Source organism: Paenibacillus sp. MSJ-34 (genome assembly GCF_018918005.1).
Classification (GTDB): Bacteria; Bacillota; Bacilli; order Paenibacillales; family Paenibacillaceae; genus MSJ-34.
The window spans coordinates 33,216-47,127 of record NZ_JAHLPR010000035.1 but is presented as its reverse complement, the minus strand read 5'-3'; the positions used below and the strand labels follow the sequence as shown (position 1 = coordinate 47,127).

Sequence of the window (13,912 nt, the reverse complement as noted above, 5' to 3'; positions counted from 1 at the left end):
TAATCTTAACCTTATCCTTTCACCGAACCGGCCGTAATGCCGGCGATAATATGCTTTTGCAAGGACAGAAAGAACACGATGATCGGTAAAATACCGAGCGTTAACGCCGCCATAGCCAAATCCCATTGCTTCGTATATTGGCCGAAGAATGCGTATGTCGCCAGCGGGATCGTCCGCAGGCTCGGACTATGCATCATCAGCGACGGGAGCAGATAGTCGTTCCAAATCCAAAGCGTGTTCAAAATAATGACCGTAATCGTAATCGGCTTCAGCAGCGGGAAGACGATTTTCCAGTACAAGCCGTATTTGCTGCATCCGTCCACGACGGCCGCCTCCTCGACTTCCAGCGGAATGCTTTTCATAAATCCGTGGTATAGGAACAGATTGAGCGAGACCCCGAATCCAAAATAACAAATGATCAGTCCGTACATGCTATCCATCAGTCCGGCGATGTTTGCCACGCGCACAAGCGGGATCATAATCGATTGAAACGGGATGACCATGGCGGCTACGAACAGCAGAAATGCGATACGGTTGAACCGCGACGGATAGCGCAATATCCGGTAAGCGGCCATCGAGCTAATTACCGCCAGGCCAATGTTGCTAAGTACGGTAATAAGCAAGGAGTTGGTAAATACTTTCGGAAAGTCGATAATGCTCCAAACTCGCGTATAGTTATCCAATGTGAAGTTGGTCGGCAAACTGGCCGTATTGACCTGCAAATCCGCAAACGTCTTAAACGAGTTGACGATCAGAAAGTAGAACGGAACCAAAAAAATGAGAGCCAGCAATACGCCCGCGATTTCTAGAATGAACTTGTTTACCGTATATTTGCCTTCCCCCAGCATTACACCTCAACCTCCTTTTTCTTCGTGTACGCGACTTGGATCAAGCTGATCAGCGCCACGGCGACGAAGAAAATTAAGGATTTGGCGGTGCCCAAACCGTACTTGTCGTTGCGGAACGCTTCCTGGTAAATATTAAGCGCCACCGACTCGGTCGAATTGAACGGGCCGCCTTTCGTGAGCGAGAGGTTCAGGTCGAACATTTTGAACGCCCACGAAATCGTTAGAAACAAGCAAATGGTAAACGCCGGCATAATGAGCGGAATCGTTATGCGCCGCAATACTTGCCAGCGGTTCGCCCCGTCGATCGTGGCCGCTTCCAGCATATCTTTCGGAACGTTGCCGAGCGCCGCGATATAGATGATCATCAAATACCCGGCTCCTTGCCATACGGCTACGATGACAATGCCCCAGAACGCCGTCGGCGCGTCGCCCAACCAAGGCAGTTCGAAGAATCCCCAACCCGTCGCTTCGCCGATCGCCGAGAATCCTTTGACGAAAATAAATTGCCAAATAAATCCGAGCAGCAAGCCGCCGATGACATTCGGCATAAAGAAGACGGTGCGCAGCACATTTTTCGATTTCAACGCTTGCGTCAGCAGCAGCGCCAGGGCGAAGCCGACGACGTTGGTCAGCACGATCTCCGCGACGGAGAACCGGATCGTAAACCAGAAGGCGTTGCGGAAATCGGTATCGTTCATAATGATGTGCTTGTAATTGTCGAATCCGATGAAGTTCATATTCGAGCTGATGCCGTTCCACTCCGTAAACGAATAGTAAATATTCATCAGGAAGGGGATGATGACGATGACCGCAAAAAACAACAACGCCGGACCGACAAACACCCATTGATGCATAAGATTTCCTATTCCAGGCTTCCCTCTATTCATTAGAAGCGCCTCCTTATCGAGAATTGGGAGGTATCGAGTATGTTCATTGTAAAATGTTTCTTGCCGGTAAAACACCTCCTCCTTTGCGCATATGGTGCACTATTTTGTTATAATGTAAGCGATTGCTATACATGGAGGAGCCTGTAGTGTTTAATAGAGGTTGCATTAATAAGAAATAAGGCGAACTTAGACGGAGGGGATCCCATGTTTACGGGTAGTCTGCGCAACAAATTGATGCTCTTGATGCTGATCGCCACCGTAGTGCCGCTTGCCACCTCGATCCTCATTACCCACTTGTTTACGCAGGAGCGACTGTCGGAGAAAGCGGTGAAAGACAACTCCAACTTGCTCTATCAAGGTAAAACGAATCTGGTCAATTATTTGCAAACGATGCAGCTCATGCCCAAATCCATATACAACAACGAGCCTTTAATGGAAATTTTGAAAAACCGCACCAAAAATTTTTTCTCCGAACTGGAATTGTATAATACGGAACGCGAAATCTTGATGGCGCTGCATGCGATCGAGTTTTCGCTTGCGGACGTAAGGCAAATCTATCTCTATTCGGCTCAGGCGGACCGTTCGTATCTATATAACAAGCGATTGATTATTCCCGATGCCAATGGTTCTCCTTACCGGCAGCCCTTTGTGACCGAGCGGCAAAGCGAAGTAATTCCGCCGCATCCGATGCATACGTATGGCAAAAGCTATCTGCAAACGAGCAAGCCGCAAGTCATTACGTTTCATCACGCCTTGTACGATCTGTTTCCGAAGACGGCGCTCGGCACGCTGTCGATCGATATTAGCACCGATACGATCAAACGAATCTCCGAGGAACTGTATACCCGCGGCGAAGAGGAACTGTACATTATCGACGCGGCCGGTTCCGTCATTTACGCCCCCGATGCGGGCATCTTCGGCCGGCAGTTGACCGATCCATGGGTTCGGCGGCTGCAGCAGGAAACGAAAGCGGGCGTCAGCAATTCGTTCCGCATGGAGGACGGCTCTTATGCCGGCATCTATATTTTCGAGAATATCCATCTTCCCTACTTGGATTGGACGATCGTCAAGCGCATACCCGACTCGATACTGTATAAAACGGAGCGGCAGCTCTCCAGCATCAACCTCGTCATCGGCCTGATCTTTCTCATCGTCGCCATGATCGTGACGGTCTTCATTTCGATTAAAATGACGGCTCCGATCGGGCAATTGATCGGCTATATTAATAAAATCAAGCTTGGGAATATGAATGTGGACATTCAGATGAACCGCAACGACGAACTGGGCACGCTCGCCTTGCGCTTCAAATCGATGATGCATACAATCAACGAGTTGGTGCTGAAAGAATATAAATTGGAAGTCGCCAACAAAACAAATGAACTAAAGGCGCTGCAGGCGCAAATTAACCCGCATTTTTTGAACAATGCGCTGCAATCGATCGGCGCGCTCGCTTTACAGCAGCAAAACCGCGAGGTGTATTCCCTCATCTCCTCGCTCGGCAGAATGATGCGGTACAGCATGAATACCGACGAGACGATGGTGCCGCTCAAGAGCGAGATCGATTACGTGAAAGCGTACTTGAAATTGCAAAAGCAAAGGTTCCGCGATCAATTCGCCGAACAGCTCGAGGTCGAACCGGAGACGGAACAGCTTCTTATTCCGAAGATGATTATCCAGCCGCTCGCCGAAAATTATTTTAAACACGGTTTTATGGGCGGCAATGAAGAAAACCGCATAAGAATTCGTTGCTTTATTTCACCCGAGACCGGCAGGCTGCATATTGAAGTTTGCGACAACGGCTTCGGCATCGGCGAAGAGGAATTGAAGGCGATGCGGCGGCGATTGGAGGACTTCAAACGGGAAGCATCCGATCCGTCCGAACATATCGGGCTAGTCAACGTATTGTCGCGGCTCAATCTCTATTACCGTGAATACGCGCAGATGACGGTCGAGCGCGCGGAGCCGCAAGGATTCCGCGTCGTGCTTATCATTCCCGTCTCGCATACGGAAGGAGGAGTCTAACCTATGAAAATTTTGATCATCGACGACGAGCCTCCCGTTCGGGAGTCCATCCGGCTTCTGATACCGTGGGATCGGTATGGAGTGCAGGAAGTCATGGAAGCTTGCAGCGGCATGGAAGCGATTGAAATCATGCAAAGGGAAAAACCGCAAATCGTCTTCACCGATATCCGCATGCCGGGGATGGACGGCATTGAAGTGTTGAAGTGGATTCACGAACACGACGAACGGATGAAAGTCGTCATTATTAGCGGCTACAACGATTTTCATTATGTACGCAGCGCGCTGAAATTCGGCAGTTTCGATTATATTCTGAAACCGATTGACGAAGAGGAGTTAACGGAAGTATTCGAGAAGGCGCTCGCCTGCTGGAACCGGGAAGAGCAGACGAGAACGAAGACCCAGGAGATCCATATGCGGGCGAATCAATATAAGCCCGTATTAGCCGACAATTTGTTCTCGCGGCTCATTCAAGATCCCGACCAGTATAGCGCGGTCTCCCGCACGCTGCAGGAAGAATACAATATCGGGCGCGAGACGCGCCAATGCCGCGCGGCCGTCATTACGCTCGATGTGCTCGATTTCGGGTTGCGCCGCAAATTCGCCTTTGCGCTTGATCTGCTCATCTTTTCGATTGCGAATATTTGCAATGAACTGATGCAGAAAGACAATACGGGGCTCGCTTTTCAAAATTGGAACGACAAAAACGAAATCGTGCTGCTGTTTTTCAAACGTTTACCCGATGTGCCGCAGTTCGTCGCGCAAATTCAGGAAGCGTTGTATACGGCGCTGCGCGGCCGTTTCTATATCGGCATCGGACGAACGTCGCCATTTCCGCAAGGCTTGCCCAGAGCGTATTCCGATGCGCGAACCGCATTGAAACAGCGCAATTTGCTGGAACGGTTCCAGTACGAGCATTATTACAACGACCAGCAGTTCGTTCCGCATCAGGTTCCTTTATCCGATTATGCCGATCGGCTGCTGTTCGCAATCCGGCGCAACGACGCCGATTCCGTCCGGGCATTGCTAATGGAGTGGGCGCGGAAAGCGGGCGAACTGCCTTCGATCACCGTGCGGCAGCTCGAATTGTGGTGGCAGGAGTTCGTATTGCTGCAGTCGAAATGGGCCAAAGAGATCGATACGATGCCGGATCCGACGGACCCGTCGGTCGGGTCGGACCTGCCGATGCTGATTGAGGCCGATCTGTCCTTTGCCCTTCCGTTAAACGAATGGGAGGAGCTGTCGCTGGAAGTATGGGTCGACAAAATGGCAGAGATGTTAAGCGAAACGGGCCGTCTCTTCGAACGGCGCCAGCAGGCGAATACGATCCACGAAATTAAACAATATATTCGCGCGCACTACTGCGAGGAATTGAATTTGCAAAAGTTGGCGGAACAATTTTATTTAAGCCCAAGCCATATTTCGCGCACGTTCAAGCAACAATTCGGCGAAAATTTGACTGATTTCGTCTCCCGCCTGCGGATCGACCGCGCCAAGGTGCTGCTCGCCGATTCGGAACTGAAAATATCGTCGATCGCCAGCAGCGTCGGCTACCAGGACGAGAAATATTTCAGCAAGGCGTTCAAACGTTTCGAGGGGATGTCGCCGAAGCAATTCCGCAAGCTGCATTTGAAGTAGCGGCGCGCGTGGGGGGCGAGAGCGCGTGGCTCGCGCGGGGCTGCTGCGCAGAGCGCACGGGGCGCTGCGCGGTAGGGGCGCTGGGCCGGCGGGGGGCGCATGAGGCACTGCAAGCCCACGCGATGCGGACGCCGGGCGGCTCGAGCGCGCAGGGCGAGCGTGTGCCGCGCTCGGGCGGCGACGGGCGCACGAGGCGCGGCGCGCGTGGGGGGCGAGAGCGCGTGGCTCGTGCGGGGCTGCTGCGCAGAGCGCACGGGGCGCGGCAGGAGCGCTGGGCCGGCGGGGGGCGCACGAGGCGCGGCACGGCAGGGGCGCTGGGCCGGCGGGGGCGCGGGGCGAGCGTTTGAACTTGCGCCGGCAACGGGCGACGCCATGCGCCCTGCCCGCGAGCCCAGAATCGCCGGTCGAGCAATGTGAACGGAAGCGAGCGCCCTTATTTTCGTTTTTTTAGCACAATTGAAATTTTAACGGAAGCAGGAGACGCTATTTGCTTGTAAATGGGTCAAAAAGACGTTCTATCCGCACAATAACGTCCCCTAGATCCGTTACATGTTGCAAACCCCCTATTGAGCTGAAATAACGGCTGTGAGTTCCGCTAGAAGTTCAACGACATCGAACAAGCCGTGCGAAAAGCGAAACGGGCCCAAGCGCCGTTGGATTTGATCCAACGGTTTTTCCGTCTGAATTGAAATGTCCGTCCTTTCGTTGGATTTTGTCCAACGAAAACCGCATAATCGCACCCAAATAGCAAAACTAAGCCTCATACGTTGGACATTTTCCAACAGAGACCCGCTTCAATCGAAAAATCCGCGTTTTTGACTGGACGATTTCCAACAGACGATAAACACTCGGTGCAAAATCCCCATGTGGAAAATCCCCAGTTGACAATCGTATCGAATGGGCATATACTGGAACAACACATTAGTTGTGTTATATGAAATGAATACAAAAACGCCGTAATCACTGCGAATAAAACTTACAACACATTAGTTAAGTTATATCAAATTCATTTCGTTCACACAGCTACTATTTTCTACAGGGGGGAATCACAAATGGACACGACTTTCGTCGCGGACCCAACCAGACTGGTCATTGTTGCATTACTGGGGCTTGCATTGCTTTTGTTTCTAATTATCAAGCTCAAACTTCACTCTTTAATTTCCATCTTGATCGCCGCGGCATTTATCGGTTTCGGCTCCGGCATGCCAATCGGCACGGTTTTGAAAGCGTTCTCAACCGGAATCAGCAACACGCTCGGCTCCATCGCGCTGATCGTCGGGCTCGGTTCCATGTTTGGCGGATTGCTTGCGGCTACGGGAGCCGCCGAGGTGCTGGCCAACACCTTGATCGGCAAATTCGGCGACAAAAGAGCGGTTTTCGCCATCGGCATTACTTCGCTGCTCGTCGGTATCCCGGTCTTTTACGACGCCGCATTCATCATCCTGCTGCCTCTTGTCTTTCAAGTCGCCAAGCAAACGGGCAAATCGGTCTTGGCATTCACCATACCGATGATTGCCGGCATCGGCTTGTCCCAGATGATCGCCCCGACTCCCGGCCCCATTCTTATTTCCGGGCAGCTCGGCGCGAACCTCGGCATTATGACGCTTATCGCCGTTATTGTCGTTATCCCTTCCTGGGTAGTATCGGGTTATTTTTTGGGGAAAATCGTCGGCAATAAAATGTTCGTCCCGGTACCGGAGACGTTCCTTTCCAGCGAGAAAGACAGCAACGTCAAAGAGGTTTCGTTCGGCACCGTACTGTTTATTATTATCGCTCCGATTTTGCTCATTTTGCTTAATACAGGTTCGGCCATGATTCAATCCGAATCGGACGCCATCGTTGCTATCAAAGCGATTTGCAAATTTATCGGGCAGCCTTTCGCAGCGTTGACGATCGCCAACATTCTCGCCATTTACTTCTTGGGGATTCGGCGCGGTTTCAAAGCCGAGCAGATCGAGAAGATGATGACAAAAGCGCTGAACCCCGTTGCGGTCATTATTCTCGTTACGGCCGGCGGCGGCGTCCTCAGATATATGCTCGAATATTCCGGAACGGGAAAGTTGATCGGCGACTTCGTCTCAGGCTTGAACATGCCGATGATCGTCGTGGCGTTCGTCATCGCGGTTGCGCTGCGAATCTCCGTCGGCTCCGCAATCGTGTCCATGACGATGACTGCGGGCATTTTGGCGGCTATGCCGCAAACGGCGGCGCTTTCCCCGACATATCTTGCGCTCGTAGGCCTGGTTATCGCCAATGGCGCTTCGTCGTTCTCGATCGTCAACGATTCCGGGTTCTGGATGTTCAAGGAATATTTAAATCTCGATATTAAATCTACCTTTAAATCCTGGACCGTCTTTACAGGCGTTTCGGCCCTTGTTACTTTTTTCATTCTACTGATTATCAGCTTCTTCGTTTCATAATTTCATTTTCATAAAAATAAAAGGATGGTTTTAAGCATGGCACTTATCAATTGCAACTTTTTTTCGTACACATTAGGAATGGACAGCTCCATGACAGTGCTTCTTCCGGAGAAGAGACAGCAGCCTCATGTCCCGAACCCGGACAAAAAATATCCCGTGCTCTATCTGCTGCACGGCCATTCCGACGACCATACTTCCTGGCTCCGCAAAAGTCTGATCGAACTGCTGGTGAGAGATTACGATATTATCGTCGTAATGCCGAACGCTCATCGAAGCTTTTATACGGATAGCAAACACGGCCACCGCTATTTCGAGTTTTTCTCGCAGGAACTGCCGATCGTGGTAAGCAATTTCTTCCCGGCCTCCGATAAGCGGGAAGACAACTATGTCGCCGGCCTGTCCATGGGAGGTTACGGAGCTTTGAAATTGGCGCTGAATTGTCCCGATCGTTTCGTCGCGGCCGGCTGCCTTTCCGGCGCAATCTCTCCATCGGAAGCTTTGGAGGCGGCAAGTCGGAGCTCGATGTTTACCGTTTCGGATTTTGAGGATAATTTCTATAACGTTTTCGGCGGAAAAGAAGAATTGGCCCATACGGTAAACGACCTGTTCCACATCGCCGGCGAACTGGATACAAAGGACGTTCCCAAACCTATCATTTATCATAGCTGCGGAAAAAGCGACCCGCTATATCAAACGAATATCGCCTTCCGCGATTTTATGCTGAAACGCACTTCCTTCGACTATACTTTCGAGGAAAGCGACGGCGGGCATGATTGGGCATTTTGGAATCGCGAACTGCCGGTAATGCTTCGAAAATTCGGCATCGTTAACGACGCTAAGGGGTTGGAGGATCCCTCTTTCCTATAGCCTTCCCTTTCATTGACTAGCTCCGGCTTTAATAGTATACTTCGGGTAAAGTTTCGGGGCGAGTCAGGTGAATGCAAGTTGGAAAATAAACGTCAAAGCATCGTTGACAAAGTCTACCATTATTGTTTGAATAAAATCGAAACGGGCGAATGGAAAGCCGGAACCAAAATTCCGTCGGAAAGCGAATTGCATGCCGAGCTTGGCATCAGCAAAGTCAGCATTCGCGCGGCTCTACAAATGCTCCGCACCATGGGACTGATTACGACGCATCAAGGGAAAGGCTCTTTTGTATCCAATTATATCAACCAAGCCGATTCGACGCCCAATCGCATTATTGTCAATTTTACCGACAAGGAACTGCTCGACATGACCGAGTTTCGGGAAGCGATCGAGGTCAAAGCTGTGGAGCTTTGCATTCGCAACGCTACAAGGGAGGATATGGAAGAAATTGAAGCCGCCCTCGCCGACATGGAGAAAAATACCCATGATTATAAAAAGTACTCCAAAGCGGACGTGCGATTCCATCTGGCTATTTTAAAAGGAGCCCACAATAAGGTCTTGTCTCATTCCGTCATGTCCATCCAAAGCGATTACGTCCATTATCTCGACGAGTTGAACAGGGTGTTCGCGGAGCATAATTTGAAAGACAGCTATAAACTGCATAAACAAATTTACGAATCGATCCGGATGAAGGACGAAAAACTTGCGGTTAGTCTGGTCATGTTAAACTTGAGACGAAACGTTCTGCGAATAAAAAGGAAATTATCCGGGGAAGATCTGAACGATTATCTCCATCTTTAAAAGAAAAGGAAGATGCTTGCCGGCCAGCAAACATCTTCCTCTTTGACCTTTCACGCACATCGCGCCGCCCCGCCCGCGCTTACATCGCCTTCACGACTCCGCCGTCAATCAAGAGCGCTTGCCCGGTCATATAGCTGTTGGCCGGGGAGGCGAGAAACGCCGCCAGCCGCCCGAATTCCTCCGGCTCGCCGTAACGGCCGAGCGGGATGCGGGCCGCTTCTTGCGCCTGAATCTGCGCGAGCGGCATGCCGGCCGCCTCGGCTTGAATGCCGTCCAAGTGCAATACCCGATCCGTCGCAAACCGGCCCGGACCGAGCGTATTAATCAAGATGCCGCTCGGCGCCAGCTCGGACGCGAGCGATTTGGCCAGGCCCATGACGCCGACGCGAAACGTTGTGGACAGCAGCAAATTGTCGATCGGCTGCTTCATGGACGTCGACGTGAAATTGACGATGCGCCCGAAACGCTGCTTGCGCATATAAGGCAGCGCCTCGCGAATCGAACGAACGAAACTGAGCAGCGTCAATTCGAAGCCTTGCTGCCACTGTTCGTCCGTCAACCGGTCGAACGTGCCCGGCGCCGGGCCGCCCGCATTGTTGATCAGAATGTCCACGGCGCCGAAACGTTCCGCCGTCTCCCGCACGATCCGCGCGATATCGTCCGCCTTCGTTACGTCGGCTTGTACCGCAAGCGGTTTCCGCCCGCCGGCCGCCGCTTCCAGCTCCTCCGCCGCCAGCCGCAGCGTCTCCTCGCTCCTGCCCGATAGCGTCACATTCGCGCCTTCCTTGGCCAATTGCAGCGCCGTCGCCTTGCCCAATCCTTTCGACGAAGCGAGCACGATCGCCGTCCGGCCTTGCAACTGCAAATCCATCGCTTTCACTCCTTGTCTGCTGAGTCGTTCATACATGTATTGTACTACGATTCCCGGAGCGCCGGAAATATATCTAATCCGAACCGGCATCCTTACGGAAACCGTCTCAAGGATGCCGTTTGCGAACGAGACAGTTTCGGCATCCACAACACGACGGCCATAATCGTCCATAACAGCAGCGAGACGAGACCCGCTTCGCCCGCCACATAGTTCCACCCTTCCTGTTTCTCGTAAAAGACGCTCTCCCAAAACGTACGTTGATGATTGATGACCGCGTGAAACAGCACTAACGGCCAAATGCTGCCGCTCCGGATTCGAATCCAGCCCATAACGGCGGACAAAGGCAGCAGCGTCAACGTAAACAGGGCCATGTTGATTCCGACGTCGCCCGCATCGTTATACCCCGCGGCATAGAAGGGATAATGGTAGAACGCCCAGATCGCACCGGTAACAAAAACGGCCCCTCGCTCCCCGAAGATATCCGTTAGCCGCGGCTGCAAATATCCCCGCCATCCAACCTCTTCGGTCAAAGCGAATACTAGCGGCATGAGCAGGAACAACGGCGCGCTCGTCGCACGCAAAATCATCATAAAACGGTCCCCTTGCGTGATGCCTTCCGGCAACGAAGCGAGGGCGGGCAAATCCGCCAAGCCAAGCAGCCATGCCGTCAAAAAGCTGAACATAACGGGGATGCCGGCCAATAGAGCAAAAAGATGCCAGCGAATTCCCCCCAATTTCTTCAAGCCTAACGGCTGCGGCTTTTCTTCCCGCATGCGGAACAGCAGCCGCACCAGAACGACTCCGAGCAACGGCGTAGCCTGGCCGATCGCCTGAATCAACTCGATGCCGGAGAAAATGCACACTGTCGTCGCAATATATACAAAAGCGATAAAGACATACAAATCGCTGTACGATTTTTTGAACATATCCAACTTCCCCCGATTCCGAAACGGATTGTCTTCCTTCATCATAGCCGCCGTTCGCCGCTTCATGTATCGATTTCCCTTACATTCGAACATTCGAAGCTTACATTATTGAAAGACGGCCTTTGTCTCCCCGTTGATTTTACGCCTTCCATAATGTTACAATCACGTTAACCGACCGACGGTCGGTCTATAGAGTGGGAGGAATACGAATGAGAATTACGAAAAAACCTGACGAACGAAGAAACGAAATATTGGACGCGGCCGAGTCGCTTTTTACCGCAAAAGGATATTCCGCCACGACCATTCAAGATATTTTGCAAAAGGTGGGAATTGCCAAAGGGACGTTCTATTACTATTTCCAATCCAAGGAGGAAGTGATGGATGCCATCGTCATGCGTTTCATCGACATGGGGGTCCACGCAGCCAAATCGATCGCCTCCGATCCCGAATGGAATGCGCCCGAGAAACTGTTCCGGATTCTAATGGCGCAGAAACCGGATACCGGACGGAAGGAACCGATGATCGAGCAATTGCACCGGATTAATAATGCGGAAATGCACCAGAAAAGCTTGGTGGAAACGATTCTTCAACTGACTCCGGTATTGACGGAGGTGATCGAGCAAGGCGTCGCGGAAGGCGCGTTTCAGACTCCTTATCCGAAAGAGACGGTGGAATTTTTGCTCGTATCTTCCCAGTTTTTATTTGATGAAGGAATTTTCAAGTGGGAGCCTCATGAGTTGATGCAAAAAGCAACGGCCTTTGCGTATCTGGTTGAAACGACATTGGGGGCAAAGAAAGGCAGCTTTCTTTATTTGCTTGACATGCTGGCGCAAGGTCCGAAGAATCCTACGGAAAGCGGGTAATCGGAATGGATCCTATGATTGTGGTCAAGGATTTTGTGAAACGGTACGGCGATTTCACGGCGGTCGACCGGGTTTCCTTCGAAGTGGAGCGCGGGAGCGTCTTTGCTTTTCTGGGACCGAACGGCGCGGGCAAAAGCACTACTATCAACGCCTTATGCACGATGATCGACAAAACTTCCGGCACATTGCTGATCGACGGCAAAGATGTCGGCCGGGAGCAAGACGCGGTCCGAAGCGTCATCGGCGTGGTGTTTCAAGACTCCACCCTGGACAACAAAATGACGGTGGAAGAAAATTTAAACATGCATGGCCATTTTTACGGCATACCCAAATCGATCATGCGCGAGCGGATTCATTCCGTCCTGCGAATCGTCGACTTGACGGAACGGAAGAAAGCGATGGTCGGCAACTTGTCGGGGGGCATGAAGAGACGGGTCGAAATTGCCAGAAGCTTGCTGCATTCGCCAAAAGTATTGTTTCTGGACGAACCTACGACGGGGCTCGATCCCCAGACGAGAGCGAATATTTGGGAGTATATTCTCAAGCTGCAGCAGAAAAACAATGTCACGATTTTTCTCACGACTCACTACATGGATGAAGCCGAAATTTGCGATAAGGTCGCGGTGATGGATCATGGCCGAATCATTGCGTTTGACGAGCCGCAAGTTTTAAAAAAGCGATACACCAAAGATAAAGCGCATATCGTCACTGGAGATGAGCAAGCCTTAGAAGCCTTGCTGCGGGACTACCGGTTCGCCTTCCATCGCAATTCCGCCGCTTATGAAGTCGAGTTGAGCGATTTGTCGGATTTCATGGACATCATCGAACGGCATCGGCCGGCGCTTCAAGACTTGGAGATTCGCAAAGGAACCTTAAACGATGTGTTCCTGGAATTGACGGGCAAGGATATAAGGGGGTAGGAGCATGCGCGTTATTGCGGCATTATGGTTGCGAAACGTGAAGCTGTTTGTCAGAAATCGGGTACAGCTTGTGTTGATTTTGATCATGCCTTTTTTCTATTTATATTTGTTGAGCAATATCTTTCAAAGCACCGCGATTGACAACCCCGTTCCTTATGTGTTGGCCGGCATTGTCATCATCGTCGTGTTTCAGACGTCGCTCAATATCGCCTCTTCAACGATCGACGATATCGTTTCCGGTTATATGAAAGAAGTGTTGGTCAGCCCTGTCAAGAGAATCCAGATCGCGGTCGGCCAGATGCTGTCCTCGACAACGATCGCCACATTCCAAGGGATTATGATTTTGATCGCAGGTTATTTTATCGGCTTGAAATATTCGTCCGTCCTTACCCCATTGGCCGCCGTCGGCTTCATGATCGTCGCGGGGCTTGTCTTTTCGGCATTCGGATTGTTTCTCGCAGCATCCGTGAAACAATCGCAAACGTTCCAGATCGTGTCGATGGCCGTGACGACGCCGATTACGTTTCTATGCGGCGTGTATGTCCCCTTAAGCCTGCTGCCTCAAGGCCTGCAAATTCTCGCCCTATTGAATCCGATGACCTATGCGGCGGCCTTTTTCAGAGCGCTTAGTTTGGAAAAGATGTCATTGCCCGCAGACGACTTAATCGCGGAACAGTTGGCGTTCCAGATCGACCGTTTCGTCATTACGCCGCAGGTAAGCGCCGTCATCGTATTGACATTCGGCATATTATTCGTGCTGCTCTCGACGATTGCCTTCTCCAGGGCGGACTTCACCAGCATCAACCGCACCAAAGGGAGCAAAGATATTTTCCAGCAGTAGGAAGGAGCCAA

12 protein-coding genes are annotated in these 13,912 nt (G+C 51.6%); 8 read left to right on the top strand and 4 right to left on the bottom strand.

What is annotated here, in order from left to right:
* Positions 1 to 11: 11 nt before the first annotated feature.
* Together KQI79_RS18000 and KQI79_RS17995 are read right to left on the bottom strand one after the other, a co-directional pair.
* A complete protein-coding gene (locus KQI79_RS18000) occupies positions 12 to 848 on the bottom strand; it encodes a carbohydrate ABC transporter permease (RefSeq protein ID WP_216539683.1) in 837 nt (278 codons plus the stop codon).
* Entirely contained in the window at positions 848 to 1,735 is an 888-nt protein-coding gene (locus tag KQI79_RS17995) for a carbohydrate ABC transporter permease (RefSeq protein ID WP_216539682.1), read from the bottom strand. Before KQI79_RS17995 ends, KQI79_RS18000 begins: the two co-directional genes overlap by 1 nt.
* 204 nt (positions 1,736 to 1,939) lie before the next feature.
* Here KQI79_RS17995 and KQI79_RS17990 point away from each other — a divergent pair, with 204 nt between their 5' ends.
* The 5 genes from KQI79_RS17990 to KQI79_RS17970 all read left to right on the top strand — a co-directional run bounded on the left by KQI79_RS17990 (position 1,940) and on the right by KQI79_RS17970 (position 9,480).
* Positions 1,940 to 3,757, top strand: coding sequence for a sensor histidine kinase (locus KQI79_RS17990; RefSeq protein WP_216539681.1), 1,818 nt, complete (start codon positions 1,940 to 1,942; stop codon positions 3,755 to 3,757).
* Positions 3,758 to 3,760: 3 nt separating this feature from the next.
* A complete protein-coding gene (locus KQI79_RS17985; RefSeq protein ID WP_216539680.1) occupies positions 3,761 to 5,392 on the top strand; it encodes a response regulator in 1,632 nt (543 codons plus the stop codon).
* Positions 5,393 to 6,444: 1,052 nt separating this feature from the next.
* Positions 6,445 to 7,812 carry a GntP family permease gene (locus KQI79_RS17980; protein WP_216539679.1) on the top strand — a complete coding sequence of 456 codons (1,368 nt, stop codon included), beginning with the start codon at positions 6,445 to 6,447 and terminating at the stop codon, positions 7,810 to 7,812.
* 36 nt (positions 7,813 to 7,848) lie between these two features.
* Positions 7,849 to 8,679 (top strand): alpha/beta hydrolase, encoded by an 831-nt coding sequence (locus KQI79_RS17975; RefSeq protein ID WP_216539678.1) that lies wholly within the window; start codon positions 7,849 to 7,851, stop codon positions 8,677 to 8,679.
* A gap of 78 nt (positions 8,680 to 8,757) precedes the next feature.
* Positions 8,758 to 9,480, top strand: coding sequence for a FadR/GntR family transcriptional regulator (locus KQI79_RS17970; protein ID WP_216539677.1), 723 nt, complete (start codon positions 8,758 to 8,760; stop codon positions 9,478 to 9,480).
* Positions 9,481 to 9,559: 79 nt separating this feature from the next.
* Here the strand turns inward: KQI79_RS17970 and KQI79_RS17965 are convergent, their stop codons facing one another.
* Together KQI79_RS17965 and KQI79_RS17960 are read right to left on the bottom strand one after the other, a co-directional pair.
* Complete coding sequence (locus KQI79_RS17965) at positions 9,560 to 10,351, bottom strand: SDR family oxidoreductase (protein WP_216539676.1); 792 nt, start codon at positions 10,349 to 10,351, stop codon at positions 9,560 to 9,562.
* 92 nt (positions 10,352 to 10,443) lie between these two features.
* Positions 10,444 to 11,343 (bottom strand): CPBP family intramembrane glutamic endopeptidase, encoded by a 900-nt coding sequence (locus KQI79_RS17960; RefSeq protein WP_216539675.1) that lies wholly within the window; start codon positions 11,341 to 11,343, stop codon positions 10,444 to 10,446.
* A 143-nt stretch (positions 11,344 to 11,486) separates the two neighbouring features.
* Between KQI79_RS17960 and KQI79_RS17955 the strand changes: the two genes are divergently transcribed.
* The 3 genes from KQI79_RS17955 to KQI79_RS17945 are packed head-to-tail and all read left to right on the top strand — an operon-like array spanning position 11,487 to position 13,901.
* On the top strand, positions 11,487 to 12,140 hold the full coding sequence (locus KQI79_RS17955; protein WP_216539674.1) for a TetR/AcrR family transcriptional regulator: 654 nt from the start codon (positions 11,487 to 11,489) through the stop codon (positions 12,138 to 12,140).
* A gap of 5 nt (positions 12,141 to 12,145) precedes the next feature.
* Positions 12,146 to 13,060, top strand: a complete 915-nt coding sequence (locus KQI79_RS17950; RefSeq protein ID WP_216539673.1) for an ABC transporter ATP-binding protein — start codon at positions 12,146 to 12,148, stop codon at positions 13,058 to 13,060.
* Positions 13,061 to 13,064: 4 nt separating this feature from the next.
* On the top strand, positions 13,065 to 13,901 hold the full coding sequence (locus tag KQI79_RS17945) for an ABC transporter permease (protein WP_216539672.1): 837 nt from the start codon (positions 13,065 to 13,067) through the stop codon (positions 13,899 to 13,901).
* Positions 13,902 to 13,912 lie beyond the last annotated feature (11 nt).